This is a genomic window from Peribacillus huizhouensis (assembly GCF_014138605.1).
GTDB classification, from domain to species: Bacteria; Bacillota; Bacilli; order Bacillales; family DSM-1321; genus Peribacillus; species Peribacillus huizhouensis.
In genome coordinates, this window is sequence record NZ_JACJHX010000020.1 from 1 (window position 1) to 22,612 (window position 22,612).

At 39.9% G+C, this 22,612-nt stretch carries 33 protein-coding genes; all 33 read right to left on the minus strand.

Translation table 11 applies throughout. The features are described 5' to 3' along the window. Window positions 1-216 precede the first annotated feature (216 nt). On the minus strand, window positions 217-606 hold the full coding sequence (rpsK, locus tag HNP81_RS20110) for a 30S ribosomal protein S11 (RefSeq protein WP_028390438.1): 390 nt from the start codon (window positions 604-606) through the stop codon (window positions 217-219). A gap of 22 nt (window positions 607-628) precedes the next feature. Next, window positions 629-994 carry a 30S ribosomal protein S13 gene (gene rpsM / locus HNP81_RS20115; RefSeq protein WP_028390439.1) on the minus strand — a complete coding sequence of 122 codons (366 nt, stop codon included), beginning with the start codon at window positions 992-994 and terminating at the stop codon, window positions 629-631. Window positions 995-1,017: 23 nt separating this feature from the next. Further along, entirely contained in the window at window positions 1,018-1,131 is a 114-nt protein-coding gene (gene rpmJ / locus HNP81_RS20120; RefSeq protein WP_003156543.1) for a 50S ribosomal protein L36, read from the minus strand. A 40-nt stretch (window positions 1,132-1,171) separates the two neighbouring features. Next, window positions 1,172-1,390, minus strand: a complete 219-nt coding sequence (gene infA, locus HNP81_RS20125; RefSeq protein ID WP_028390440.1) for a translation initiation factor IF-1 — start codon at window positions 1,388-1,390, stop codon at window positions 1,172-1,174. Between the two features lie 451 nt (window positions 1,391-1,841). Next, window positions 1,842-2,492, minus strand: coding sequence for an adenylate kinase (locus HNP81_RS20130; protein ID WP_182503818.1), 651 nt, complete (start codon window positions 2,490-2,492; stop codon window positions 1,842-1,844). Between the two features lie 62 nt (window positions 2,493-2,554). Then, window positions 2,555-3,850 carry a preprotein translocase subunit SecY gene (secY, locus tag HNP81_RS20135; RefSeq protein ID WP_028390442.1) on the minus strand — a complete coding sequence of 432 codons (1,296 nt, stop codon included), beginning with the start codon at window positions 3,848-3,850 and terminating at the stop codon, window positions 2,555-2,557. Then, window positions 3,850-4,290 carry a 50S ribosomal protein L15 gene (gene rplO, locus HNP81_RS20140; protein ID WP_028390443.1) on the minus strand — a complete coding sequence of 147 codons (441 nt, stop codon included), beginning with the start codon at window positions 4,288-4,290 and terminating at the stop codon, window positions 3,850-3,852. The genes secY and rplO overlap by 1 nt, the downstream gene beginning before the upstream one ends. 35 nt (window positions 4,291-4,325) lie before the next feature. Then, entirely contained in the window at window positions 4,326-4,508 is a 183-nt protein-coding gene (gene rpmD / locus HNP81_RS20145) for a 50S ribosomal protein L30 (RefSeq protein WP_028390444.1), read from the minus strand. Between the two features lie 13 nt (window positions 4,509-4,521). After that, window positions 4,522-5,022: a 30S ribosomal protein S5 gene (gene rpsE / locus HNP81_RS20150; protein WP_028390445.1), complete on the minus strand. Its 501-nt coding sequence runs from the start codon at window positions 5,020-5,022 to the stop codon at window positions 4,522-4,524. Window positions 5,023-5,045: 23 nt separating this feature from the next. Next, window positions 5,046-5,408: a 50S ribosomal protein L18 gene (gene rplR / locus HNP81_RS20155; RefSeq protein WP_182503819.1), complete on the minus strand. Its 363-nt coding sequence runs from the start codon at window positions 5,406-5,408 to the stop codon at window positions 5,046-5,048. 32 nt (window positions 5,409-5,440) lie between these two features. Then, on the minus strand, window positions 5,441-5,977 hold the full coding sequence (gene rplF / locus HNP81_RS20160) for a 50S ribosomal protein L6 (protein ID WP_028390447.1): 537 nt from the start codon (window positions 5,975-5,977) through the stop codon (window positions 5,441-5,443). 30 nt (window positions 5,978-6,007) lie between these two features. Further along, the gene (rpsH, locus tag HNP81_RS20165; protein ID WP_028390448.1) at window positions 6,008-6,406 is read right to left on the minus strand and encodes a 30S ribosomal protein S8; all 399 of its coding nucleotides are present in this window, start codon (window positions 6,404-6,406) and stop codon (window positions 6,008-6,010) included. Window positions 6,407-6,436: 30 nt separating this feature from the next. Next, on the minus strand, window positions 6,437-6,622 hold the full coding sequence (locus HNP81_RS20170) for a type Z 30S ribosomal protein S14 (RefSeq protein ID WP_028390449.1): 186 nt from the start codon (window positions 6,620-6,622) through the stop codon (window positions 6,437-6,439). A gap of 25 nt (window positions 6,623-6,647) precedes the next feature. Next, complete coding sequence (rplE, locus tag HNP81_RS20175; protein WP_028390450.1) at window positions 6,648-7,187, minus strand: 50S ribosomal protein L5; 540 nt, start codon at window positions 7,185-7,187, stop codon at window positions 6,648-6,650. Between the two features lie 29 nt (window positions 7,188-7,216). Then, entirely contained in the window at window positions 7,217-7,528 is a 312-nt protein-coding gene (gene rplX, locus HNP81_RS20180) for a 50S ribosomal protein L24 (RefSeq protein WP_028390451.1), read from the minus strand. A gap of 42 nt (window positions 7,529-7,570) precedes the next feature. Then, a complete protein-coding gene (gene rplN / locus HNP81_RS20185; protein WP_028390452.1) occupies window positions 7,571-7,939 on the minus strand; it encodes a 50S ribosomal protein L14 in 369 nt (122 codons plus the stop codon). A gap of 42 nt (window positions 7,940-7,981) precedes the next feature. After that, on the minus strand, window positions 7,982-8,245 hold the full coding sequence (gene rpsQ, locus HNP81_RS20190) for a 30S ribosomal protein S17 (protein WP_028390453.1): 264 nt from the start codon (window positions 8,243-8,245) through the stop codon (window positions 7,982-7,984). A 19-nt stretch (window positions 8,246-8,264) separates the two neighbouring features. After that, window positions 8,265-8,468: a 50S ribosomal protein L29 gene (rpmC, locus tag HNP81_RS20195; RefSeq protein WP_028390454.1), complete on the minus strand. Its 204-nt coding sequence runs from the start codon at window positions 8,466-8,468 to the stop codon at window positions 8,265-8,267. Next, a complete protein-coding gene (rplP, locus tag HNP81_RS20200) occupies window positions 8,458-8,892 on the minus strand; it encodes a 50S ribosomal protein L16 (protein WP_028390455.1) in 435 nt (144 codons plus the stop codon). Before rplP ends, rpmC begins: the two co-directional genes overlap by 11 nt. A gap of 1 nt (window position 8,893) precedes the next feature. Beyond that, the gene (gene rpsC, locus HNP81_RS20205; protein ID WP_028390456.1) at window positions 8,894-9,550 is read right to left on the minus strand and encodes a 30S ribosomal protein S3; all 657 of its coding nucleotides are present in this window, start codon (window positions 9,548-9,550) and stop codon (window positions 8,894-8,896) included. A gap of 3 nt (window positions 9,551-9,553) precedes the next feature. After that, window positions 9,554-9,895: a 50S ribosomal protein L22 gene (gene rplV / locus HNP81_RS20210; RefSeq protein WP_028390457.1), complete on the minus strand. Its 342-nt coding sequence runs from the start codon at window positions 9,893-9,895 to the stop codon at window positions 9,554-9,556. A 17-nt stretch (window positions 9,896-9,912) separates the two neighbouring features. After that, window positions 9,913-10,191 carry a 30S ribosomal protein S19 gene (gene rpsS, locus HNP81_RS20215; RefSeq protein WP_028390458.1) on the minus strand — a complete coding sequence of 93 codons (279 nt, stop codon included), beginning with the start codon at window positions 10,189-10,191 and terminating at the stop codon, window positions 9,913-9,915. Window positions 10,192-10,251: 60 nt separating this feature from the next. After that, a complete protein-coding gene (gene rplB / locus HNP81_RS20220) occupies window positions 10,252-11,082 on the minus strand; it encodes a 50S ribosomal protein L2 (protein WP_028390459.1) in 831 nt (276 codons plus the stop codon). A gap of 26 nt (window positions 11,083-11,108) precedes the next feature. Beyond that, complete coding sequence (rplW, locus tag HNP81_RS20225) at window positions 11,109-11,393, minus strand: 50S ribosomal protein L23 (protein WP_034300580.1); 285 nt, start codon at window positions 11,391-11,393, stop codon at window positions 11,109-11,111. Beyond that, window positions 11,393-12,016 (minus strand): 50S ribosomal protein L4, encoded by a 624-nt coding sequence (rplD, locus tag HNP81_RS20230; protein WP_028390461.1) that lies wholly within the window; start codon window positions 12,014-12,016, stop codon window positions 11,393-11,395. The genes rplW and rplD overlap by 1 nt, the downstream gene beginning before the upstream one ends. A gap of 25 nt (window positions 12,017-12,041) precedes the next feature. Continuing rightward, complete coding sequence (gene rplC, locus HNP81_RS20235; RefSeq protein ID WP_028390462.1) at window positions 12,042-12,671, minus strand: 50S ribosomal protein L3; 630 nt, start codon at window positions 12,669-12,671, stop codon at window positions 12,042-12,044. Window positions 12,672-12,705: 34 nt separating this feature from the next. Continuing rightward, the gene (gene rpsJ / locus HNP81_RS20240; protein ID WP_019244375.1) at window positions 12,706-13,014 is read right to left on the minus strand and encodes a 30S ribosomal protein S10; all 309 of its coding nucleotides are present in this window, start codon (window positions 13,012-13,014) and stop codon (window positions 12,706-12,708) included. Window positions 13,015-13,992: 978 nt separating this feature from the next. Then, the gene (tuf, locus tag HNP81_RS20245; RefSeq protein WP_028390463.1) at window positions 13,993-15,180 is read right to left on the minus strand and encodes an elongation factor Tu; all 1,188 of its coding nucleotides are present in this window, start codon (window positions 15,178-15,180) and stop codon (window positions 13,993-13,995) included. Between the two features lie 121 nt (window positions 15,181-15,301). Further along, window positions 15,302-17,380: an elongation factor G gene (gene fusA / locus HNP81_RS20250; protein ID WP_028390464.1), complete on the minus strand. Its 2,079-nt coding sequence runs from the start codon at window positions 17,378-17,380 to the stop codon at window positions 15,302-15,304. A 50-nt stretch (window positions 17,381-17,430) separates the two neighbouring features. Continuing rightward, window positions 17,431-17,901, minus strand: coding sequence for a 30S ribosomal protein S7 (gene rpsG / locus HNP81_RS20255; protein WP_028390465.1), 471 nt, complete (start codon window positions 17,899-17,901; stop codon window positions 17,431-17,433). A 41-nt stretch (window positions 17,902-17,942) separates the two neighbouring features. Continuing rightward, on the minus strand, window positions 17,943-18,365 hold the full coding sequence (rpsL, locus tag HNP81_RS20260) for a 30S ribosomal protein S12 (RefSeq protein WP_028390466.1): 423 nt from the start codon (window positions 18,363-18,365) through the stop codon (window positions 17,943-17,945). Window positions 18,366-18,469: 104 nt separating this feature from the next. Continuing rightward, a complete protein-coding gene (locus HNP81_RS20265; RefSeq protein WP_028390467.1) occupies window positions 18,470-18,718 on the minus strand; it encodes a 50S ribosomal protein L7ae-like protein in 249 nt (82 codons plus the stop codon). Between the two features lie 193 nt (window positions 18,719-18,911). Then, the gene (gene rpoC / locus HNP81_RS20270) at window positions 18,912-22,511 is read right to left on the minus strand and encodes a DNA-directed RNA polymerase subunit beta' (RefSeq protein ID WP_028390468.1); all 3,600 of its coding nucleotides are present in this window, start codon (window positions 22,509-22,511) and stop codon (window positions 18,912-18,914) included. Window positions 22,512-22,612: the final 101 nt, after the last annotated feature.

A 22,612-nucleotide genomic window follows, 5' to 3' on the forward strand; every position in this document is an offset into this window, starting at 1 on the left:
CAACCGTTTCGATTTTTGGTTTTTCTATTTCGATCATTTAACAAACCCTCCTTCAAAACGTCGAAACCTCGGTCATTAAGTATTTTACCTTATAACCGAAATTCCCCATGTATACGTTCCCGCTTGTGAGCAACAACTGAATTAATCATTCTGTTAGAACGCAAACTTAGTATTATGTCCCATTATAGACATGAATACAAAATTTATACAGAAAAATTAAACACGGCGACGTTTTGGTGGACGGCATCCGTTATGAGGAACTGGAGTTACGTCTTTAATTGCAGTTACTTCTAGTCCAGCAGCTTGAAGTGCACGAATTGCAGCCTCACGTCCAGCACCTGGTCCTTTAACAGTAACTTCAAGAGTTTTCATACCATGTTCGATTGATGTTTTTGCAGCAGTTTCAGCAGCCATTTGAGCAGCGAATGGAGTTGATTTACGTGATCCACGGAAACCTAGTGCTCCAGCACTTGACCATGAAATTGCGTTACCATGTGAATCTGTAATAGTAACAATCGTATTATTGAAAGTTGAACGAATATGTGCGATACCTGTTTCTATATTCTTTTTCACACGACGTTTACGTGTATTAGTTTTACGTGCCATGAAAAGTAACCTCCTTTACTGATTATTTTTTCTTGTTAGCTACTGTACGACGAGGTCCTTTACGCGTACGAGCGTTGTTTTTAGTGTTTTGTCCACGAACAGGAAGACCACGACGGTGGCGTAAACCACGGTAGCTACCAATTTCCATTAGACGTTTGATATTAAGAGAAATTTCACGACGAAGGTCACCTTCTACTTTTAAAGCATCGATGATTTCACGGATTTTGTTTAATTCATCTTCCGTTAAGTCGCGAGTACGAGTTTCTTCAGAAATACCAGCTTCTGCAAGAATTTTAATCGCAGTTTGTTTTCCAATACCGAAAATGTATGTTAAAGAAATGACAATACGTTTGTCACGGGGAATATCTACACCAGCAATACGTGCCATAGATGTGTGCACCTCCTTCTATATTAGCCTTGTTTTTGTTTATGTTTAGGGTTTTCGCAAATAACCATAACTTTACCTTTTCTGCGGATAACTTTACACTTTTCGCAGATTGGCTTAACAGATGGTCTGACTTTCATTGCTATCTAACCTCCTTATACAGATCGGAGCGTAACCAGATTATTTAAATCGGTATGTGATTCTGCCGCGAGTTAGATCATACGGGGAAAGCTCAACCGTAACTTTATCTCCAGGCAAAATGCGAATAAAGTGCATACGAATTTTACCGGATACATGAGCTAAAACAGTATGACCATTTTCTAATTCTACCTTAAACATTGCGTTTGGCAAAGTCTCTTGTACTGTGCCTTCTACTTCAATTACATCGTCTTTCGCCATTAAGTGATTCTCCCTTCTCTATGCATGGACCCATTTAGCACATGAACAATATCACCTTTACAGCACATTGTCAATGATGACAACAGCTCAAGGTATATAGCTCTCTAAAAGGGTTCACATCTTTCCGTCAAACTTTACTTTCGTCCATCATCCTCTAAAGTCTTCACATCTCTGCTTTTCAGATTTCGCCTATTAATAAGGGCGTAACCATACCAGGCTTCTACCGGTAACCAAGTGTTAGGCAGACCGGTTTGAGGAATATTTGGCCCTCATGTAAGTCTTGACCGATTATGTGGCCTCCATACTCTCTACTGTAAGAGAAGCTTCCAGCCTTGACATAGGTTTGAATAGCATGGGAGATGTTTGAAAGACGCACATCTTACTCGCTTCTTTCAACTCTCTATATAATGACTCTAGCTTCTTTAAAGAGTCGTTTTGTTAATTTAAAACCTTATCGCAAGGTTGACAGCAGCTTATTGATATCTTCAAAAACAAGATTAATATCCTGTTGACCGTTAATGTTGCGTACATACCCTTTCGCTTCATAGAAGTCGAGAAGTGGTTGTGTTTGCTTGAGATTTACGTCGAGACGATTCTGAACTGTTTCTTCATTATCATCAGCACGTTGATAAAGCTCTCCACCGCAACGGTCACAAACATCATTAACAGCTGGAGGATTGAAAACAAGGTGATAAGTAGCACCACAAGATTTGCAAATGCGTCTCCCAGTCAATCTATCCATTAAGATGTTTTTATCAACATCAATATTAATTACATATTGTAATTGACGATCTAAGTCTGTAAGAATCTTTTCAAGAGCCTCTGCTTGGGCCACCGTTCTAGGAAAACCATCAAGCAAGAAACCTTGGCTGCAATCATCTTGACTTAATCTCTCACGAACAATACCGATTGTTACTTCATCAGGAACAAGCTCGCCTTTATCCATGAATGATTTAGCTTGTAAACCAAGTTCCGTGCTGTCTTTAATAGCTGCTCGGAACATATCTCCAGTTGAGATATGAGGGATGTTATACTTTTCGACGATTCTTTCGGCTTGAGTACCTTTTCCGGCACCCGGAAGACCCATTAACACTAAATTCACGTTTCGTTCCCCCTCAAACTCCATAATGGATTTTAGGGAACAACGCTGTCCCTAAAACTCCATTACTTTATAAACCCTTTATAATGACGCTTTACTAACTGTGATTCAAGCTGCTTCATCGTATCAAGTGCAACACCGACAACGATTAAGATACTTGTTCCACCAATTTGTGCCGAAGCCGGCAAGTTAGCAAGTTGTATGAATATCACCGGTAAAATCGCAATAACTGCTAAAAATAGCGAGCCCACGAAAGTTAAGCGATATAACACACTTGTCACATAATCTTGCGTCGCTTTTCCTGGTCGAATGCCTGGTACATATCCACCTTGTTTCTTCAAATTATCTGCCATTTGTTCAGGATTAACTTGAATAAATGCGTAGAAATAAGAAAATGCAATGATAAGAGCCACATAAATGACCATACCAATTGGGTGTTGATAAGTAAGATTATTAGCTATCCAGTCAGTAACTTTATTCGAACCAAAGAATGAAGCAATTGTTGTCGGCGTAACAAGAAATGCCATGGCAAAAATGACAGGAATAACTCCCGCAGCATTTACTTTTAACGGCAAGTGAGTAGATTGCCCTCCCGCTGGTGTACGACCTGCTGCCGCACGCTTAGCGTATTGGATCGGAATTTTACGTAGCGCTTGTTGAATAAAAATAACAGCCACTACAACTGCTAACACAGCAATCAAAAGTAAAACAACTGTAAGAATTCTTAAGAAGAGTTGATCCCCTGCATCTTCAAATTGCTGAGCAAAAATCTGGTTTGCAGTATTCGGCATTCCTGCTACGATACCAGCAAAGATGATAATGGAAATTCCGTTACCAACTCCTTTGGACGTAATCAGTTCTCCTAACCACAAGAGAAAAGCCGTACCAGCTGTTAATACTAAAGCAATTAGCAGATAAGTACTAACACCAGCGTTTTTGATAAGCATTCCATTGGACATGTTGTTAAAGCCATATGACATACCTAATGCTTGGATAAACCCAAGTATTATAGTGAAGTAACGAGTAAACTGAGCTAACTTACGACGTCCAGCTTCTCCTTGTTTGGACCACTCAGTGAACTTTGGAACAACATCCATCTGTAAAAGTTGGATTATGATCGAAGCCGTAATATACGGCATAATTCCCATAGCCAAGATAGAGAAGTTTTGGAGTGCTCCACCACCAAAAGTGTTAAGAACACCAAATACGCTTAGCTGATCTTGTGCCTTTAACACATCGGCATTCACATTCGGTACGGGTATAAATGTACCGATGCGATAGACGATGAGCATTAAAAGGGTAAACATAATTTTGTTTCTTATATCAGCCACGCGCATAAAGTTGGAAATCGTTTGAAACATTAGATCACCTCAGTTGTACCGCCAGCTGCTTCAATAGCTTCTTTTGCAGTAGAGGAGAATTTATGAGCTTTAACAGTAAGCTTTTTCTCAACATTGCCTTTTGCAAGAATTTTAATTCCTGCTTTTTCTTTACTTACGATACCTGTCTCAATTAATAGAGCAGGTGTTACTTCAGTACCATCCTCGAAGCGGTTTAACACTTCAAGATTTACGATAGCATAGTCTTTACGGTTAATGTTCGTAAACCCGCGTTTAGGCAAACGTCTGAATAATGGTGTTTGACCACCTTCAAATCCTGGACGCACTCCGCCACCAGAACGAGCATTTTGACCTTTATGGCCTTTACCTGCTGTTTTTCCGTTGCCAGAACCAATACCGCGACCTTTACGTTTGCGCTCTTTACGAGCACCTTCTGCAGCTTTTAATTCATGAAGTTTCATTGTTGTTGGCACCTCCTTGTTAAGTGGTAATTATTTTATTGTTCGTTTACAGTAACAAGATGAGCAACTTTGTTAATCATACCGCGAATCGCAGGGTTATCATCATGAACAACTGTTTGATGCATTTTGCGTAAACCCAGAGTATTAACTGTAACGCGTTGGTCATCCGGACGACCAATCAAGCTGCGAGTGAGGGTAATTTCTAATTTTTTTGCCATTGATATTCCCTCCTTATCCTAACAGTTCTTCTACTGATTTACCACGTAGTTTTGCTACGTCCTCAGCACGTTTTAATTGCTTTAATCCTTCAACTGTAGCACGAACCATGTTAATAGGTGTGTTTGTTCCAAGTGATTTCGAAAGAATGTCACTTACTCCACCTAATTCTAGGACCGCACGAACCGGACCACCAGCAATAACTCCTGTACCTTCAGAAGCAGGTTTTAAAAGGACATGACCTGCACCAAAGCGACCGTTCACTAGATGTGGAATTGTCGTACCAACGACAGGAACCGCAACTAGATTTTTCTTAGCATCCTCAATAGCTTTACGGATTGCATCAGGTACTTCTTGTGCTTTACCTGTACCAAAGCCAACGTGACCATTCTTGTCACCTACAACTACAAGTGCAGTGAAGCGGAAACGACGTCCACCTTTTACAACTTTAGCTACGCGGTTGACAGTTACTACACGCTCTTCAAGTTCTAATTTATTAGGATCAATACCTCGCATCAGTTTTGTCCCTCCTTTATCTATTAAAATTCTAAGCCGTTTTCACGAGCAGCGTCAGCTAATGCTTTAACACGTCCGTGGAAAAGGTATCCACCACGGTCAAATACAACAGCGCTGTATCCTTTTTCAACTGCGCGTTTAGCAATTAGTGCGCCAACTTGTTTAGCAGCTTCTGCATTACCAGCAGCTTCAATGCTAAGCTCTTTATCAAGAGTAGAAGCACTTGCAAGTGTTACGCCATTTGCATCGTCAATTAATTGAGCGTAAATGTGTTTGTTTGAACGGAACACATTTAAACGAGGACGAGCTTCAGTTCCAGAAAGTTTAGCACGTACACGTGCATGTCTTTTCTGACGAGTAGCGTTTTTATCAAGCTTCGTAATCATTTACGTCACTCCTTTCATTTACTCAGGCGACATTACTTACCTGTTTTACCTTCTTTACGACGAACAAATTCGCCTTCGTAACGGATTCCTTTACCTTTATAAGGCTCTGGTGGACGAACTTGACGAACATCAGCAGCTAAAGCGCCAACGCGTTCTTTGTTAATCCCTTTGATAATGACTTTTGTATTTGAAGGAACTTCAACTTCTAGTCCTTGTTCAACTTCGAATTCAACCGGGTGAGAGTATCCTACGTTTAGGACAAGTTTGTTACCTTGCTTTTGAGCACGGTAACCTACCCCGATAAGTTCTAATGTTTTTTCAAACCCTTTAGAAACACCCTCAACCATGTTTGAGATAACCGCACGAGTTGTACCATGAAGGGCACGGTGTTCTTTTGCGTCAGATGGACGTGTTACAGTTAACACGTTTTCTTCCACAGAGATTGTAAGATCTGAATTGAAAGTTCTAGATAATTCACCTTTTGGTCCTTTAACAGCTACTTCACTACCGTTAAGAGTAACTGTTACACCAGCAGGAATTTCAATAGGTTTTTTACCTATACGTGACATTTAGTGCACCTCCATTCTTGTGAAAATGTATTACCAAACGTATGCTAGTACTTCTCCGCCAACTTGTTTAGCGCGAGCTTCTTTATCTGTTAAAACTCCCTGAGAAGTAGAAACAATTGCGATACCTAAACCATTAAGAACGCGTGGAACCTCACCAGTTTTCGCATAAACACGTAGACCAGGCTTGCTGATACGTTTTAGTCCTGTGATAACACGTTCGTTATTTGCACCGTATTTTAAGAAGATACGGATGATACCTTGTTTGTTGTCTTCGATTAACTCAACGTCACGTACGAAGCCTTCGCGTTTTAAGATCTCAGCAACTTCCTTTTTGATCTTAGAAGCGGGCACTTCCAATTTCTCGTGACGAACCATATTCGCATTACGAATGCGAGTTAACATATCTGCAACAGGATCTGTCATGACCATTATTTTTTACCTCCTTCCCATAATTGGGTTTTACCAGCTAGCTTTTTTCACGCCAGGAATTTGTCCTTTATATGCAAGTTCACGGAAACAAATACGGCATAGTTTAAATTTACGGTATACAGAGTGTGGACGTCCGCAACGTTCGCAACGTGTGTACTCTTGAACACCAAATTTAGCTCCGCGTTTTTGCTTCACGATCATTGATTTTTTAGCCACGTTTTCGCCTCCCTTTACTTAGAGATTACTTTTGGAACGGCATTCCTAATTGAGTAAGTAGTTCACGAGACTCTTCGTCAGTATTAGCAGTCGTTACAATAACGATGTCCATACCACGAACTTTGCTCACTTTATCGTAGTCAATCTCAGGGAAGATAAGTTGTTCTTTAACACCCAAAGTGTAGTTCCCGCGACCATCAAAAGATTTTTTTGAAACTCCGCGGAAGTCACGTACACGAGGTAAAGAAACAGAGACTAGCTTATCAAGGAAATCATACATACGCTCACCGCGTAATGTAATTTTCGCACCGATAGGCATACCTTCACGTAGACGGAAGCCTGCGATAGATTTTTTTGCTTTTGTTACAACTGGTTTTTGTCCAGATAGAAGTGCTAATTCTTCAACAGCAACATCCAATGCTTTTGAGTTTGAAACAGCATCACCGACACCCATGTTAATAACGATTTTATCCACTTTAGGGACTTGCATTACTGATTTGTAATTAAATTTGCTCATAAGAGCAGGAGTAATTTCTTTTTGGAATTTTTCCTTTAGGCGGTTCATTACTTAGTGTACCTCCCTTCATTAATGACTTATTTATCTAAAGATTCACCTGAAATTTTAGCTACGCGTACTTTCTTGCCGTCTTCAATCTTATAACCAACGCGAGTTGGCTTCCCTGTTTTTGGATCAAGTGGCATAACATTTGATGCGTGAATAGCAGCTTCTCTACTGATGATTCCACCTTGTGGATTCAATTGAGATGGCTTAGAGTGCTTTTTCACGATATTAATTCCTTCTACAAGCACACGATTTTTCTTAGGGTATGCTGCAAGAATTGTACCTTGTTTGCCTTTATCCTTACCAGAGATGACTACGACTTTGTCACCTTTTTTAACATGCATTAGCTTCGCACCTCCTTGAAAGGCCTTTTACGATATTTATCATTACAATACTTCTGGAGCAAGTGAAACGATTTTCATAAAGTTGCTATCACGTAATTCACGTGCAACAGGTCCGAAAATACGTGTTCCACGCGGGCTCTTATCGTCTTTAATAATTACACATGCGTTTTCGTCGAAACGAATGTAAGATCCATCAGGACGACGCATACCGCGTTTTGTACGTACAACAACTGCTTTAACTACTTCACCTTTTTTAACAACGCCACCTGGTGTTGCTTGTTTGACTGTTACAACGATAACATCACCGATGTTAGCAGTTTTACGGCCTGAACCACCAAGAACTTTAATTGTTAGTACTTCACGAGCACCAGAGTTATCAGCTACTTTTAAACGTGATTCTTGTTGAATCATGTACGAAACCTCCCTTCGGATTTAACTTAATCCGAACATAGATTAGATAATTACAGCTTTTTCTACTACTTCTATTAAACGGAAACGTTTTGTAGCGGATAATGGACGAGTTTCCATCACTTTAACTACATCGCCAATTTTAGCTTCGTTAAGCTCATCATGAGCCTTGAATTTTTTAGAATACTTTACGCGCTTACCGTATAGTGAGTGCTTTTTGTAAGTTTCTACAAGAACAGTTACCGTTTTATCCATTTTGTCGGATACAACGCGTCCAGTGTATACTTTACGTTGGTTGCGTTCGCTCATTCTGCAAACCTCCCCTCAATTATCGATTGTTGACACCGATCTCTCTTTCACGAACAACTGTCTTCATACGAGCGATCGATTTACGAACTTCACGAATACGTGCTGTATTTTCAAGTTGTCCAGTAGCTAACTGGAAACGAAGATTAAATAATTCTTCTTTAAGAGATTTTACTTTTTGTTCAATTTCGGCAGTGGTTAACTCTTTAATTTCATTAGCCTTCATTTGATTCACCACCAATTTCTTGTCGTTTAACAAACTTACATTTAATTGGAAGTTTGTGTGCTGCAAGACGTAAAGCTTCTCGTGCCACCTCTTCAGATACACCAGAGATTTCAAACATTACTTTACCCGGTTTTACAACTGCAACCCATCCTTCAGGTGCCCCTTTACCGGAACCCATACGTACTTCTAGTGGTTTAGCAGTGTAAGGCTTGCTTGGGAAAATCTTAATCCAAACTTTACCACCACGTTTCATATAACGAGTCATAGCGATACGAGCAGCTTCGATTTGACGGTTCGTAATCCATGATGCTTCAATTGCTTGAAGGCCATATTCACCGAAGTGTACTTCAGTTCCACCTTTAGCATTACCTCTCATCTTACCGCGGTGTTCACGACGATATTTAACGCGTTTAGGTAATAACATATTATTTTCCTCCTTCCTCAGATTTCTTCTTAGTAGGAAGAACTTCTCCACGATAGATCCATACTTTCACGCCAAGCTTACCATAAGTAGTGTCCGCTTCAGCATGTGCATAGTCAATGTCAGCGCGAAGTGTGTGTAGAGGTACAGTTCCTTCACTGTAGTGTTCAGCACGAGCAATATCAGCTCCGCCAAGTCGACCAGATACTTGTGTTTTGATTCCTTTAGCGCCTGCACGCATTGTACGTTGGATTGCTTGTTTCTGAGCACGACGGAAAGAAACACGGTTTTCTAATTGACGAGCTACGTTTTCAGCAACTAATTTAGCATCAAGATCTGCTCTTTTAATTTCAATGATGTTAATGTGAACTCTTTTACCAGTTAACTGGTTCAAAGCTTTACGAAGTGCTTCAACTTCAGTACCACCTTTACCGATAACCATACCTGGTTTAGCAGTGTGTACTGAAACATTAACGCGGTTAGCAGCACGTTCAATTTCAACTTTTGATACAGAAGCATCGCTTAAGCGTTTCGTGATGTATTCACGAACTTTAAGGTCTTCATGCAAAAGAGTTGCGTAATCTTTATCAGCGTACCATTTAGATTCCCAATCACGAATAATTCCGATACGCATACCGATTGGATTTACCTTTTGACCCACAGTTTACCCCTCCTTCTTTTCTGATACAACGATAGTAATATGACTAGTACGTTTATTAATCGCACTCGCACGTCCCATTGCGCGTGGACGGAAACGTTTCAATGTTGGTCCTTCATTTACGTATGCCTCTGAAACAACTAGGTTATTGATATCCATTTCGTAGTTGTGTTCTGCGTTTGCAACTGCAGACTTCAAAACTTTCTCTACGATTGGAGAAGCAGCTTTTGGAGTTAAGCGAAGAATCGCTACAGCTTCACCTACTTGTTTTCCTCGAATTAAATCTGCAACTAAACGGACTTTACGAGGAGCAATACGAACTGTTCTAGCAACAGCTTTTGCTTGCATGAGATGCCCTCCTCTCGTTAACGTCTTGTTTTCTTGTCGTCACTTGCGTGACCTTTATAAGTACGTGTAGGTGCGAATTCGCCAAGTTTATGACCTACCATGTCTTCCGTTACATAAACCGGTACGTGTTTACGACCATCATAGACAGCGATTGTGTGACCGATAAATTGTGGGAAGATTGTTGAACGACGAGACCAAGTCTTAATAACTTGCTTCTTATCAGTTTCATTTAACTTTTCAACCTTAACGATCAAATGCTCATCAACAAATGGACCTTTTTTTAAGCTACGACCCATGAGTGTACCTCCCTTCGTGATTGTGCTACGGCTCTATATGTGAACCGTAGTTCAATCCCGTTATTTTTTACGACGACGTACGATAAATTTATCGGATTTGTTTTTCTTCTTACGGGTTTTAGCACCAAGAGTTGGTTTACCCCAAGGAGACATTGGAGATTTACGTCCGATAGGTGAACGACCTTCCCCACCACCATGCGGGTGATCATTCGGGTTCATTACAGATCCACGAACAGTTGGGCGTTTTCCTAACCAGCGTGAACGTCCGGCTTTACCGATGTTGATTAATTCGTGTTGTTCGTTACCCACTTGACCGATAGAAGCACGGCAAGTTGCAAGAATCATACGAACCTCTCCAGAATTTAAACGTACAAGTACATAACGACCTTCTTTACCAAGAACTTGTGCAGATGTACCTGCAGAACGGACCAATTGTCCACCTTTTCCTGGTTTTAATTCGATGTTATGGATTACTGTACCAACTGGAATGTTTGATAATGGAAGAGCGTTACCTACTTTAATATCAGCGTCAACACCTGACATAATCTCCATGCCTACTTCTAGGTTTTTAGGAGCTAGGATATAACGTTTTTCTCCATCTAAATAGTTAATTAATGCAATGTTTGCAGAACGATTTGGATCGTACTCAATAGTAGCAACGCGTCCTGGTATACCATCTTTAACTCGTTTGAAGTCAATGATACGGTATTGACGCTTATGGCCGCCACCTTGATGACGAACTGTTAACTTACCTTGGTTATTACGGCCGCCTTTACGTGTTAAAGGAGCAAGTAATGATTTTTCTGGTTTGCTTGCAGTAATCTCAGCAAAGTCAGAAGTAGTCATATTACGTCGACCGTTAGAGGTAGGTTTATACTTTTTAATCGCCATGTGTATTTCCCTCCTTCTCTAATGAATTAAGCTTCGAATAATTCGATTTCTTTGCTGTCAGCAGTTAGTTTAACAATCGCTTTACGGCGTTTGTTTGTATAACCTGCATGTTTACCCATGCGTTTAAATTTACCTTTGTAGTTCATGATGTTAACTTTCTCAACTTTTACGCCAAAGATTTCTTGTACAGCATCTTTAACTTGAGTTTTGTTAGCTTTTACATCAACTTCAAACGTATACTTCTTCTCAGCCATTGCGTCTGAAGAAGCTTCTGTAATTACTGGTCGCTTAATGATATCACGAACATCCATTATGCTAGAACCTCCTCTACTTTTTGAACAGCAGATTTAGTCAAGATCAATTTGTTGTGTGAAACAACATCAAGAACATTAAGACCATTCGCCTCTACAACAGTAACACCTGGGATGTTACGAGCAGATAACGCAACTTTCTCATCTAAACCGTCAGTTACGATCAACGTTTTAGTTTCAATAGAAAGTCCTTTAAGAACAGCTGCAAATTCTTTTGTTTTTGGAGCTTCGAAAACTAGGTTTTCAAGTACTAATACATTATCTTCAAGGACTTTAGCCGATAGTGCAGATTTAATCGCTAAACGGCGAACCTTTTTAGGTAATTTGTAAGAATAGCTTCTTGGTGTTGGACCGAATACAGTACCACCGCCACGCCATTGTGGTGAACGAATTGAACCTTGACGCGCACGCCCAGTTCCTTTTTGTCTCCATGGTTTACGACCGCCGCCTGCAACTTCTGAGCGGTTTTTCACTTTATGAGTTCCTTGTCTTAAAGAAGCTCTTTGCATGATAATTGCATCAAATAATACAGAATTATTAGGTTCAATCCCGAAAATAGACTCATTAAGTTCGATATCGCCAACTTTCGAGCCAGTTTGAGTGAACAATGTAACTTTTGGCATTCTAATGCTCCTCCTTTCTCAGATATTACTTAGCTTTAATAGCAGATTTAACTTTAATTAAAGCTTTTTTCGCGCCCGGAACATTACCTTTTACTAAAAGTAAGTTACGTTCTACGTCAACTTTAACAATTGTTAAGTTTTGAACAGTTACTTGTTCTCCACCCATACGTCCTGGTAATAACTTACCTTTGAATACGCGGTTTGGAGCAACAGGACCCATTGAACCTGGGCGACGGTGGTAACGAGAACCGTGTGACATAGGTCCGCGTGATTGTCCGTGGCGTTTAATCGAGCCTTGGAAACCTTTACCCTTAGAGATTCCTGTTACATCAACTGTATCGCCTTCTGCGAAAATACTAACTTTGACTTCTTGACCTAATTCGTAATCAGCTGGATTAGCTGAACGGAATTCGCGAACGAAGCGCTTAGGTGCAGTGTTTGCTTTTTGAACATGGCCTTTTTCAGGTTTATTCGAAAGCTTTTCGCGTTTATCTTCAAAACCGATTTGAATTGCTTCATAACCGTCAGTTTCAATTGTTTTCTTTTGAAGAACTACGTTGTTAGCAGCCTCGATTACTGTTACTGGAATAAGTTCACCATTTTCAGCAAATACTTGCGTCATACCGATTTTTCTTCCTAAGATTCCTTTGGTCATTAGTCACACCTCCTGATTTTTCTGTTTTCTATAATTAAAGTTTGATTTCAATGTCAACACCAGATGGTAAGTCTAAACGCATCAATGAATCAACTGTTTGTGGAGTTGGGTTCACGATATCGATAAGACGTTTGTGTGTACGCATCTCGAATTGCTCACGAGAATCTTTATATTTGTGAACTGCACGAAGAATCGTGTAAACAGAACGCTCAGTTGGTAATGGAATCGGACCCGATACAGCAGCACCAGAACGTTTTGCAGTTTCAACAATTTTCTCAGCAGATTGATCAAGGATTCTGTGATCATATGCTTTTAAACGAATACGAATTTTTTGTTTTGCCATTATTTTCCCTCCTTTTCGCCTATTTTCTAAATAGACTTTCTCATTGGAAATTTCCCACACACTCGCCATGGCAAAGCGGCCGGGTGTGTCAGCAACCTTCCAAATCATCGCAGTCAAAGACCAACATTGTCTATTATAACTAATGCACATTAGAAAATCAAGTAAAACTTAAATGTTTCTCTGTGCAACACTTTTACTATTATACATAGTAGGCCACTCTTTATCAAGCTTAATTTATTCTTGTATCTTCACACACTATTAATAAGGAATTTTCAACTTAATTACGTTATATTCAATTTGATAAATAAAATTATTTTATACAGACCCTACTCGTACTTAGTCCCATCCGTATTCTATCAATAAGTTTATAAATCAACTAGCGTACCACCTAATTAAACTAACTTCTTAACAATCTTTCAAACAAGGAGCCATAGAATAACAATCATATACCTTACCTTATAGATGAGAACAACCAAAATAATATATGTAAACTGTTTTCTCTTCTCGTGACTTTGAGTTGCTCGTAGGAAAAATAGATAAGAATATTTATGCTAACGCAGCACACCAGATAGATTAAGCATCTGCACTAAACCTTTACAATACCATCTGCTTATAAATAAGTGACACTTCTATTAGTTGGAGGTTTGCAACATCCCCATAATTGTGAGCCCTGTACTACTTTCGCTAGGAACCATCTCTCCAACTAGATTTATACTGGCAGTTATTCCCCTCCATCGCTTCTCCGATTCCTCTAAGCCTTGATGTTGAAGAATTACTACTGTTTATGCGGAATAATAACCTGATATTACCTTACTTTCTATAATCAATATCTACTATTATACATTTTCTATTTTTACTCTTAATAGGTGTAAAGCTAGTCTGTAAATTTGCTAATAATATTACAAGTTGCTATATATAAAAAAGAGCTGCCGGCGTCCCAGCAGCTCCCCTTGAAAGGCGTCCCTTTCAACTATTTAATTACTCAGTGATAGTAGCAACTACACCAGCGCCTACAGTACGTCCACCCTCACGGATAGAGAATTTAGTACCTTCTTCGATAGCGATTGGTGCGATTAGTTCTACTGACATTTCGATGTTATCTCCAGGCATAACCATTTCTACGCCTTCAGGAAGATTACAAATACCAGTTACATCCGTTGTACGGAAGTAGAATTGTGGACGGTAGTTTGTGAAGAATGGAGTATGACGTCCACCTTCTTCTTTTGAAAGAACATAAACTTCCGCTTTGAATTTAGTGTGTGGAGTAATTGAACCTGGTTTAGCAAGTACTTGTCCACGTTGAATATCTTCACGAGAAACCCCACGAAGAAGTGCTCCGATGTTGTCACCAGCTTCAGCATAGTCAAGTAATTTACGGAACATTTCAACACCAGTTACAGTTGTTGGTTTTGGTTCTTCAGTCATACCGATGATGTCTACAACATCGCCGACTTTAACTTGTCCACGTTCTACACGTCCTGTAGCAACTGTTCCACGACCAGTGATTGAGAATACATCCTCAACTGGAAGCATGAAAGGTTTGTCAGTGTCACGTGTTGGGTTTGGAATATATTCATCAACAGCGTTCATTAATTCATGAATTTTTTCTTCCCAAGCCGCTTCACCTTCAAGAGCTTTAAGAGCAGAACCTTTAATTACTGGAATATCATCACCAGGGAATTCATATTCAGAAAGAAGGTCACGAATTTCCATTTCTACTAATTCAAGTAGCTCTTCGTCGTCAACCATGTCACATTTGTTCATGAATACAACTAGGTAAGGAACACCTACTTGACGAGAAAGAAGGATGTGCTCACGAGTTTGTGGCATTGGACCATCAGCAGCAGATACTACTAGGATTCCGCCGTCCATTTGTGCAGCACCAGTGATCATGTTTTTAACATAGTCAGCGTGACCTGGGCAGTCAACGTGTGCATAGTGACGAGCTTCTGTTTCATACTCAACGTGTGAAGTAGAAATTGTGATACCACGTTCTCTTTCTTCTGGCGCACCGTCGATTTGGTCATATCCGCGTGCTTCTGCTCCACCTGCTTTAGCAAGTACAGTTGTGATAGCAGCTGTTAGAGTTGTTTTACCGTGGTCAACGTGACCAATTGTTCCAACGTTAACGTGTGGTTTTGAACGATCAAATTTAGCTTTACCCATTAGGATATTCCTCCTTGAAATAAGAAATTTATATTTTTGAATTATGATGCTGCAAAACAAGGCGATGCCTGGAATTGCAGCTTACATAAGTAGTTATACTTTAATAAATGATGAAAATCAATTATTCACCTTTATTTTTTTTAACAATTTCCTCAGAGATGCTCTTCGGTACTTCTTCATAGTGGTCGAAGTGCATAGAGAATGTTCCGCGTCCTTGAGTGTTAGAACGTAGAGATGTTGCATAACCAAACATTTCAGATAGTGGAACCATCGCTTTAACCATTTGTGTGTTTCCGCGTGCTTCCATACCTTCTACACGTCCACGGCGTGATGTAACATCACCCATGATATCACCCATGTATTCTTCTGGAATAACAACTTCTACTTTCATGATTGGCTCAAGAATTACTGGATTACATTTAGATGCAGCATTTTTCAATGCCATAGACGCAGCAATTTTAAATGCCATCTCGTTAGAGTCAACATCATGATAAGATCCGTCAAATAATTTTGCTTTAATATCTACAAGTGGATATCCCGCAAGAACACCGCGATCAAGTGAATCAACTAGACCAGCTTGAACAGCAGGGATGTATTCACGTGGAACAACACCACCGACGATAGCATTTTCAAATTCGAATCCTTTTCCTTCTTCGTTTGGAGAGAACTCAATCCAAACGTGACCGAATTGTCCACGACCACCAGATTGGCGAACGAATTTACCTTCAACTTGCGCAGATCCACGGAATGTTTCACGGTACGCTACTTGAGGAGCACCTACGTTTGCTTCAACTTTAAACTCGCGACGCATACGATCTACAAGGATATCTAAGTGAAGCTCACCCATACCTGCAATAATTGTTTGACCTGTTTCCTGGTCAGTATGTGCACGGAATGTTGGATCTTCATCTTGAAGTTTTTGTAGTGCTTGACCCATTTTGTCTTGGTCAGCTTTTGATTTTGGTTCAACTGAAAGGGAGATAACTGGCTCTGGGAAGACCATTGACTCAAGAATAACTTGGTCTTTGTCATCACATAGCGTGTCACCAGTTGTTGTATCTTTTAAGCCTACAGCAGCTGCGATGTCTCCAGCATGTACTACTGAGATTTCTTCACGGCTGTTTGCGTGCATTTGTAGGATACGACCAACACGTTCACGTTTACCTTTAGTTGAGTTGATTACGTAAGAACCAGATTGCAATGTACCAGAGTATACACGGAAGAATGTAAGTTTCCCTACATATGGATCCGTCATAACTTTGAATGCAAGTGCAGAGAATGGTTCTGTATCATCAGCATGACGCTCAACTTCTTCCTCAGAATCAGGAAGTGTACCTTTAATTGCAGGTACATCAAGTGGAGATGGTAAGTAATCAACTACTGCATTAAGCATTAATTGAACACCTTTGTGTTTGAATGCAGTACCACAAATTACAGGGTAGAATTCAACACTAAGTGTCGCTTTACGGATTGCAGCTTTAAGTTCAGCTACTGAGATTTCTTCTCCACCTAGGTATTTTTCCATTAGGTCTTCATCAACTTCAGATACCGCTTCGATAAGCTTTTCACGGTGTTCTTGAGCTAATTCAAGATGTTCTTCAGGGATTTCACCTTCAGAAATCTCAGTACCTTGGTCATTACCGTAGAATGTAGCTTTCATTTCTACTAAGTCAATGATAGCTTTGAATTGATCTTCAGCGCCAATAGGTAATTGGATTGGGTGTGCGTTCGCTTGAAGGCGATCATGTAACGTTCCTACAGAATATAGGAAGTCTGCACCCGTTTTGTCCATTTTGTTTACAAACACGATACGTGGTACGCCGTATGTCGTAGCTTGGCGCCAAACAGTTTCTGTTTGCGGCTCAACACCTGATTGTGCATCAAGTACAGCTACAGCACCATCAAGTACACGCAGGGAACGCTCAACTTCTACAGTGAAGTCTACGTGTCCTGGTGTATCAATGATATTTACACGGTTACCATTCCATTGTGCTGTTGTAGCAGCAGATGTAATAGTGATACCACGCTCTTGCTCTTGTTCCATCCAGTCCATTTGTGATGCACCTTCGTGCGTTTCACCAATTTTATGAATTTTACCAGTGTAAAAAAGAATACGTTCAGTTGTCGTAGTTTTACCGGCATCGATGTGAGCCATGATACCGATATTACGAGTATTTGCTAAGGAGAACTCTCTTGCCATCTTGGTCTTTCTCCTTCCTTTTTATGAGAATAATTTTATATAAATCAATCTTACCAACGGTAGTGAGCAAACGCTTTGTTAGCTTCTGCCATTTTATGTGTATCTTCACGTTTCTTAACAGCTGCACCAGTGTTGTTAGCAGCATCCATGATTTCGTAAGCTAAACGCTCTTCCATCGTTTTTTCACCACGAAGGCGAGAATAGTTTACTAACCAACGAAGACCAAGAGTTGAACGTCGATCTGGACGCACCTCAACTGGTACTTGGTAGTTAGCTCCACCCACACGGCGAGCTCTTACTTCTAGTACTGGCATGATGTTTTTAAGTGCTTGTTCAAACACTTCCATCGGGTTGTTGCCAGTACGTTCTTGGATTGTATCAAATGCAGAATAAAGAATTTTTTGTGATTTACCTCTTTGTCCATCAACCATCATTTTGTTGATTAAACGAGTCACAAGTTTTGAATTATAAATCGGATCTGGTAATACGTCTCTTTTAGAAACAGGTCCTTTACGAGGCATTATGTTTCCTCCTTTCGATGTAGTTCATATTTTTAGTTCTATTATTTTTTTGGTGCTTTTGGACGTTTTGTTCCGTATTTAGAACGACTTTGCATACGGTTGTTTACTCCAGCAGTATCAAGCGCACCACGTACAATGTGATAACGTACCCCTGGTAAGTCTTTTACACGACCTCCACGGATTAGTACCACGCTGTGTTCTTGTAGGTTATGTCCGATACCAGGAATGTAAGCTGTTACCTCGATACCATTTGTCAAACGTACACGCGCATATTTACGTAACGCTGAGTTTGGTTTTTTCGGTGTCATAGTTCCCACACGAGTACATACACCACGTTTTTGTGGAGAAGTTACGTTAGTTTGTGATTTTTTAAAGCTGTTATAACCTTTGTTAAGTGCTGGTGATTTTGAGTTATATTCTTTTGACTCGCGACCTTTACGCACTAATTGATTAATAGTAGGCATTAATTTGTCCTCCCTTCACTTTTCAGTTCTAGTACCACACATCCAGGTGGTTCATAAATGAGCAAAAACAAAGTTTTTGCAAAATCTTTTTTGCAAAAACAGTTTTACTTTTTAATGGCAACAGTAGCTGCTCCGACATCAATACCACATGCTTTTCCAAGCATTTGCATCGAATCAACGTACGTGATTGGAACTTCTAATTCTCGAGCAGTCTCTGCAACATGGGCTGTCAATAATTGATCAGCATCCTGTGCAATGATAACCTCTCGAATTAAATATTGTTTGAGAGCTCTCATGGTTTGTTTCGTTCCTATTATCACTGACTTTGCCTGTAGTACTTTTTCATAAGACATCTATCATATCCTCCAAAGTAACAGGTTATCATAGGAGCACCTTTGCAATAATATCACTTAAAATGTCTTTTTGTCAACTTATCTTTTGAAAAAAATAAATTAATACTGACTCGTGATATCATGTGGAGCTTTTACATGATTAAACTAAAATCTAATAAAAGAACATGCACATCACGAGTCAGCGTTTATATCATTACTCTACTGGAACACTATCTTCGTTTGTATCTTCTACAATAACAGGGCTTGCCTTGCGGTAACGAAGCATGCCTGTTCCCGCAGGTACCAGTTTACCAATAATAACATTTTCTTTTAATCCAAGTAATTCATCACGTTTTCCTTTTATCGCTGCATCTGTTAACACTCTAGTAGTTTCTTGGAATGAAGCAGCCGACAAGAAGGAATCTGTTTCTAATGATGCTTTTGTTATACCGAGCAGGACAGGTCGTCCAGTAGCTGGTATTTTACCAGTAAGAAGTGCGTCTGTATTCGCTTGAGTGAATTGGTGTACATCAAGTAAAGTACCTGGAAGAACATCCGTTTCACCTGCATCAAGGACGCGGACTTTACGAAGCATTTGTCTCACCATTACTTCGATATGTTTGTCCCCAATTTCTACCCCTTGCATACGATATACATTTTGAACTTCGCGTAACAAATACTCTTGAACTGCAAGAACATCTGTAACTTTCAGTAACTCTTTCGGATCAATAGATCCTTCGGTTAATTCTTCTCCACGCTGTACGTATGAATCTACAGATACTTTTAAGCGCGCAGAGTATGGTGCGGTATACGTGCGAGATTCAACTGCACCTTGAATCACAATTTCCTGTTGCTTATCTCGTATTTCATTAATTGAAACAACAGTACCTTCGATTTCAGTAATTAGCGCTTGCCCCTTAGGGTTCCTTGCTTCAAATATTTCTTGGATACGTGGTAAACCTTGAGTGATATCATCTCCGGCTACACCACCTGTATGGAATGTACGCATCGTTAACTGTGTACCAGGCTCTCCGATCGATTGGGCAGCAATAATTCCAACTGCTTCCCCAACTTCAACTTCTTGACCCGTCGCAAGATTTCGACCATAACATTTTTTACATACACCATGGCTTGTATTACATGTAAATGCCGAACGAATCCACGCTTCTTCAATTCCACTATCTTCAATATACTTAGCAAGATCTTCAGTAATAAGTCCATTTTCATGAACAATCACTTCATTCGTTTCAGGATGTTTAATTGCCTTTCTAGCGTGACGACCAATTAAACGTTCTTCTAACGTCTCTATTACCTCTGTACCGTTTTTCAAAGCTGAAATTTTCAGGCCTCGGTCAGTTCCACAATCATCATCGCGAACAATAACATCTTGTGCTACGTCTACGAGACGGCGAGTAAGGTAGCCTGAATCGGCTGTTTTAAGTGCGGTATCGGCAAGACCCTTACGTGCACCATGGGTAGAGATGAAGTATTCTAATACCGTTAGTCCTTCGCGGAAACTTGATTTAATTGGCAACTCGATAATACGTCCAGCCGGGTTGGCCATCAATCCCCGCATACCTGCTAATTGAGTAAAGTTAGATGCGTTACCACGCGCTCCAGAATCACTCATCATGAAGATCGGGTTGCTACGATCTAATGAATCCATTAGTTTAGCTTGAATCGTATCTTTAGCAGCACTCCAAATTGAAATAACTCGATCATAACGCTCGTCTTCCGTTATTAAACCTCGTCTAAATTGTTTTAAGACGTTATCTACTTTTTGTTGTGCTTCTTCGATGATTTGTTGTTTTTCACCCAAAACTACGATATCAGAAACACCAACAGTGATTCCAGCTTTCGTAGAATGTTTGAATCCGAGGTTTTTCATTCTATCAAGCATTTTCGACGTTTCGGTAATTTTGAAACGTTTAAATACTTCCGCAATAATGTTCCCAAGAATTTTCTTCTTGAATGGATCAATTAACGGTTGTGCCTGGATAAGTTCTTTTATGTTTGCCCCGTTTTCAACAAAATACTTCTCAGGAGTTTTCACTTCTAAATTGTATCCTGTAGGTTCATTAATGTAAGGGAACGATTTAGGTAAAATTTCATTAAATATCAGTTTACCAACAGTTGTTAATAAGAGCTGATTATTTTGCTCTTCAGTAAAAGTTTCATTATTTAGAGATCCTGCATGAACAGCTACACGTGAGTGCAGGTGTACATAGCCATTTTGATAAGCAAGCAATGCTTCACTTGTATCTTTAAAGACCATTCCTTCCCCGATAATTCCAGCTCTTTCTAAAGTTAAGTAATAGTTTCCTAATACCATATCTTGTGAAGGAGTAACAACTGGTTTTCCATCTTTCGGATTTAGAATGTTTTGCGCAGCTAACATTAGTAACCTTGCTTCAGCTTGTGCTTCAGATGATAACGGAACGTGTACTGCCATTTGGTCACCGTCAAAATCCGCATTATATGCTGTACATACAAGTGGGTGAAGACGGATTGCGCGACCCTCAACAAGTGTCGGTTCAAATGCTTGAATACCGAGTCTATGAAGAGTAGGGGCACGGTTAAGTAATACCGGATGCTCCTTAATGACTGCTTCAAGAACGTCCCAAATCTCTGGAGATAACCGTTCGATCTTACGTTTAGCAGATTTAATATTGTGTGCTAATCCTTTTTGAACAAGTTCTTTCATAACAAATGGTTTGAAGAGTTCAATTGCCATTTCTTTTGGAAGTCCGCATTGATACATTTTCAAGTTCGGCCCAACAACGATAACGGATCGACCAGAATAGTCAACACGTTTACCAAGTAAGTTTTGACGGAAGCGTCCTTGCTTTCCTTTTAGCATATGCGAAAGTGATTTCAACGGGCGGTTACCAGGTCCTGTTACCGGACGGCCACGACGTCCATTATCAATCAAAGCATCTACAGCTTCTTGAAGCATACGTTTTTCGTTTTGAACGATAATGCTCGGTGCACCAAGATCCAATAAACGTTTTAAACGATTATTGCGGTTAATTACTCGTCGGTACAAGTCATTTAAGTCAGAAGTCGCAAAACGACCACCGTCTAATTGCACCATAGGACGAAGTTCTGGAGGAATAACAGGTAGTACATCAAGAATCATCCAAGAAGGTTCGTTTCCAGAATTACGGAAAGCCTCTAACACTTCAAGACGCTTAATTGCTCGAGTTCTACGTTGTCCTTGAGCTGTTTTTAATTCCTCTTTTAATGCTTCTGTTTCTTTTTCGGTATCAATGTCTTGTAATAATTTCTTTATTGCTTCTGCACCCATACCAGCTTGGAATTTTTTCCCGTACTTTTCGCGGTATGCACGATACTCTTTTTCAGAAAGAAGTTGCTTCTTTTCTAAAGTTGTATCACCCGTTTCAGTGACTACGTAAGATGCAAAATATATTACTTCTTCCAAAGCACGTGGAGACATGTCTAACACAAGTCCCATACGACTTGGAATTCCTTTGAAATACCAAATATGTGATACAGGAGCAGCGAGCTCAATATGACCCATACGCTCACGACGAACCTTCGCACGTGTAACTTCTACACCACATCGATCGCAAACTACACCTTTATAACGAACTCGTTTGTATTTACCACAATGACATTCCCAGTCTTTTTGCGGTCCAAAAATTCTTTCGCAGAACAAACCATCTTTCTCAGGCTTTAATGTACGATAGTTAATTGTTTCTGGTTTTTTTACTTCGCCATGTGACCAAGAACGAATCTTATCTGGTGAAGCAAGACCAATTTTCATATACTCAAAATTATTTACATCTATCAAGGGGCCTACCTCCCTTTTGATCTCCAGGTTATACCTAAATTGCTTATCATGAACTGTCATGTATTAGGCGCCATTTTCCCTTAAAATAGCCGGCCTAATTA

Excerpts from the sequence above, each read along its gene's own strand:
- rpsK (WP_028390438.1), bottom strand. The coding sequence starts at position 606 with ATGGCACGTAAAACTAATACACGTAAACGTCGTGTGAAAAAGAATATA.
- rpsM (WP_028390439.1), bottom strand. The coding sequence starts at position 994 with ATGGCACGTATTGCTGGTGTAGATATTCCCCGTGACAAACGTATTGTC.
- rpmJ (WP_003156543.1), bottom strand. The coding sequence starts at position 1,131 with ATGAAAGTCAGACCATCTGTTAAGCCAATCTGCGAAAAGTGTAAAGTT.
- infA (WP_028390440.1), bottom strand. The coding sequence starts at position 1,390 with ATGGCGAAAGACGATGTAATTGAAGTAGAAGGCACAGTACAAGAGACT.
- secY (WP_028390442.1), bottom strand. The coding sequence starts at position 3,850 with ATGTTTCAAACGATTTCCAACTTTATGCGCGTGGCTGATATAAGAAAC.
- rplO (WP_028390443.1), bottom strand. The coding sequence starts at position 4,290 with ATGAAACTTCATGAATTAAAAGCTGCAGAAGGTGCTCGTAAAGAGCGC.
- rpmD (WP_028390444.1), bottom strand. The coding sequence starts at position 4,508 with ATGGCAAAAAAATTAGAAATTACCCTCACTCGCAGCTTGATTGGTCGT.
- rpsE (WP_028390445.1), bottom strand. The coding sequence starts at position 5,022 with ATGCGAGGTATTGATCCTAATAAATTAGAACTTGAAGAGCGTGTAGTA.
- rplR (WP_182503819.1), bottom strand. The coding sequence starts at position 5,408 with ATGATTACGAAGCTTGATAAAAACGCTACTCGTCAGAAAAGACATGCA.
- rplF (WP_028390447.1), bottom strand. The coding sequence starts at position 5,977 with ATGTCACGTATAGGTAAAAAACCTATTGAAATTCCTGCTGGTGTAACA.
- rpsH (WP_028390448.1), bottom strand. The coding sequence starts at position 6,406 with ATGGTCATGACAGATCCTGTTGCAGATATGTTAACTCGCATTCGTAAT.
- rplE (WP_028390450.1), bottom strand. The coding sequence starts at position 7,187 with ATGAACCGCCTAAAGGAAAAATTCCAAAAAGAAATTACTCCTGCTCTT.
- rplX (WP_028390451.1), bottom strand. The coding sequence starts at position 7,528 with ATGCATGTTAAAAAAGGTGACAAAGTCGTAGTCATCTCTGGTAAGGAT.
- rplN (WP_028390452.1), bottom strand. The coding sequence starts at position 7,939 with ATGATTCAACAAGAATCACGTTTAAAAGTAGCTGATAACTCTGGTGCT.
- rpsQ (WP_028390453.1), bottom strand. The coding sequence starts at position 8,245 with ATGAGCGAACGCAACCAACGTAAAGTATACACTGGACGCGTTGTATCC.
- rpmC (WP_028390454.1), bottom strand. The coding sequence starts at position 8,468 with ATGAAGGCTAATGAAATTAAAGAGTTAACCACTGCCGAAATTGAACAA.
- rplP (WP_028390455.1), bottom strand. The coding sequence starts at position 8,892 with ATGTTATTACCTAAACGCGTTAAATATCGTCGTGAACACCGCGGTAAG.
- rplV (WP_028390457.1), bottom strand. The coding sequence starts at position 9,895 with ATGCAAGCAAAAGCTGTTGCTAGAACAGTTCGTATTGCTCCTCGTAAA.
- rpsS (WP_028390458.1), bottom strand. The coding sequence starts at position 10,191 with ATGGGTCGTAGCTTAAAAAAAGGTCCATTTGTTGATGAGCATTTGATC.
- rplB (WP_028390459.1), bottom strand. The coding sequence starts at position 11,082 with ATGGCGATTAAAAAGTATAAACCTACCTCTAACGGTCGACGTAATATG.
- rplW (WP_034300580.1), bottom strand. The coding sequence starts at position 11,393 with ATGGATGTTCGTGATATCATTAAGCGACCAGTAATTACAGAAGCTTCT.
- rplD (WP_028390461.1), bottom strand. The coding sequence starts at position 12,016 with ATGCCAAAAGTTACATTGTTCACTCAAACTGGCTCGAAAGTTGGCGAT.
- rplC (WP_028390462.1), bottom strand. The coding sequence starts at position 12,671 with ATGACCAAAGGAATCTTAGGAAGAAAAATCGGTATGACGCAAGTATTT.
- rpsJ (WP_019244375.1), bottom strand. The coding sequence starts at position 13,014 with ATGGCAAAACAAAAAATTCGTATTCGTTTAAAAGCATATGATCACAGA.
- tuf (WP_028390463.1), bottom strand. The coding sequence starts at position 15,180 with ATGGGTAAAGCTAAATTTGATCGTTCAAAACCACACGTTAACGTTGGA.
- fusA (WP_028390464.1), bottom strand. The coding sequence starts at position 17,380 with ATGGCAAGAGAGTTCTCCTTAGCAAATACTCGTAATATCGGTATCATG.
- rpsG (WP_028390465.1), bottom strand. The coding sequence starts at position 17,901 with ATGCCTCGTAAAGGACCTGTTTCTAAAAGAGACGTATTACCAGATCCG.
- rpsL (WP_028390466.1), bottom strand. The coding sequence starts at position 18,365 with ATGCCTACTATTAATCAATTAGTGCGTAAAGGTCGCGAGTCAAAAGAA.
- HNP81_RS20265 (WP_028390467.1), bottom strand. The coding sequence starts at position 18,718 with ATGTCTTATGAAAAAGTACTACAGGCAAAGTCAGTGATAATAGGAACG.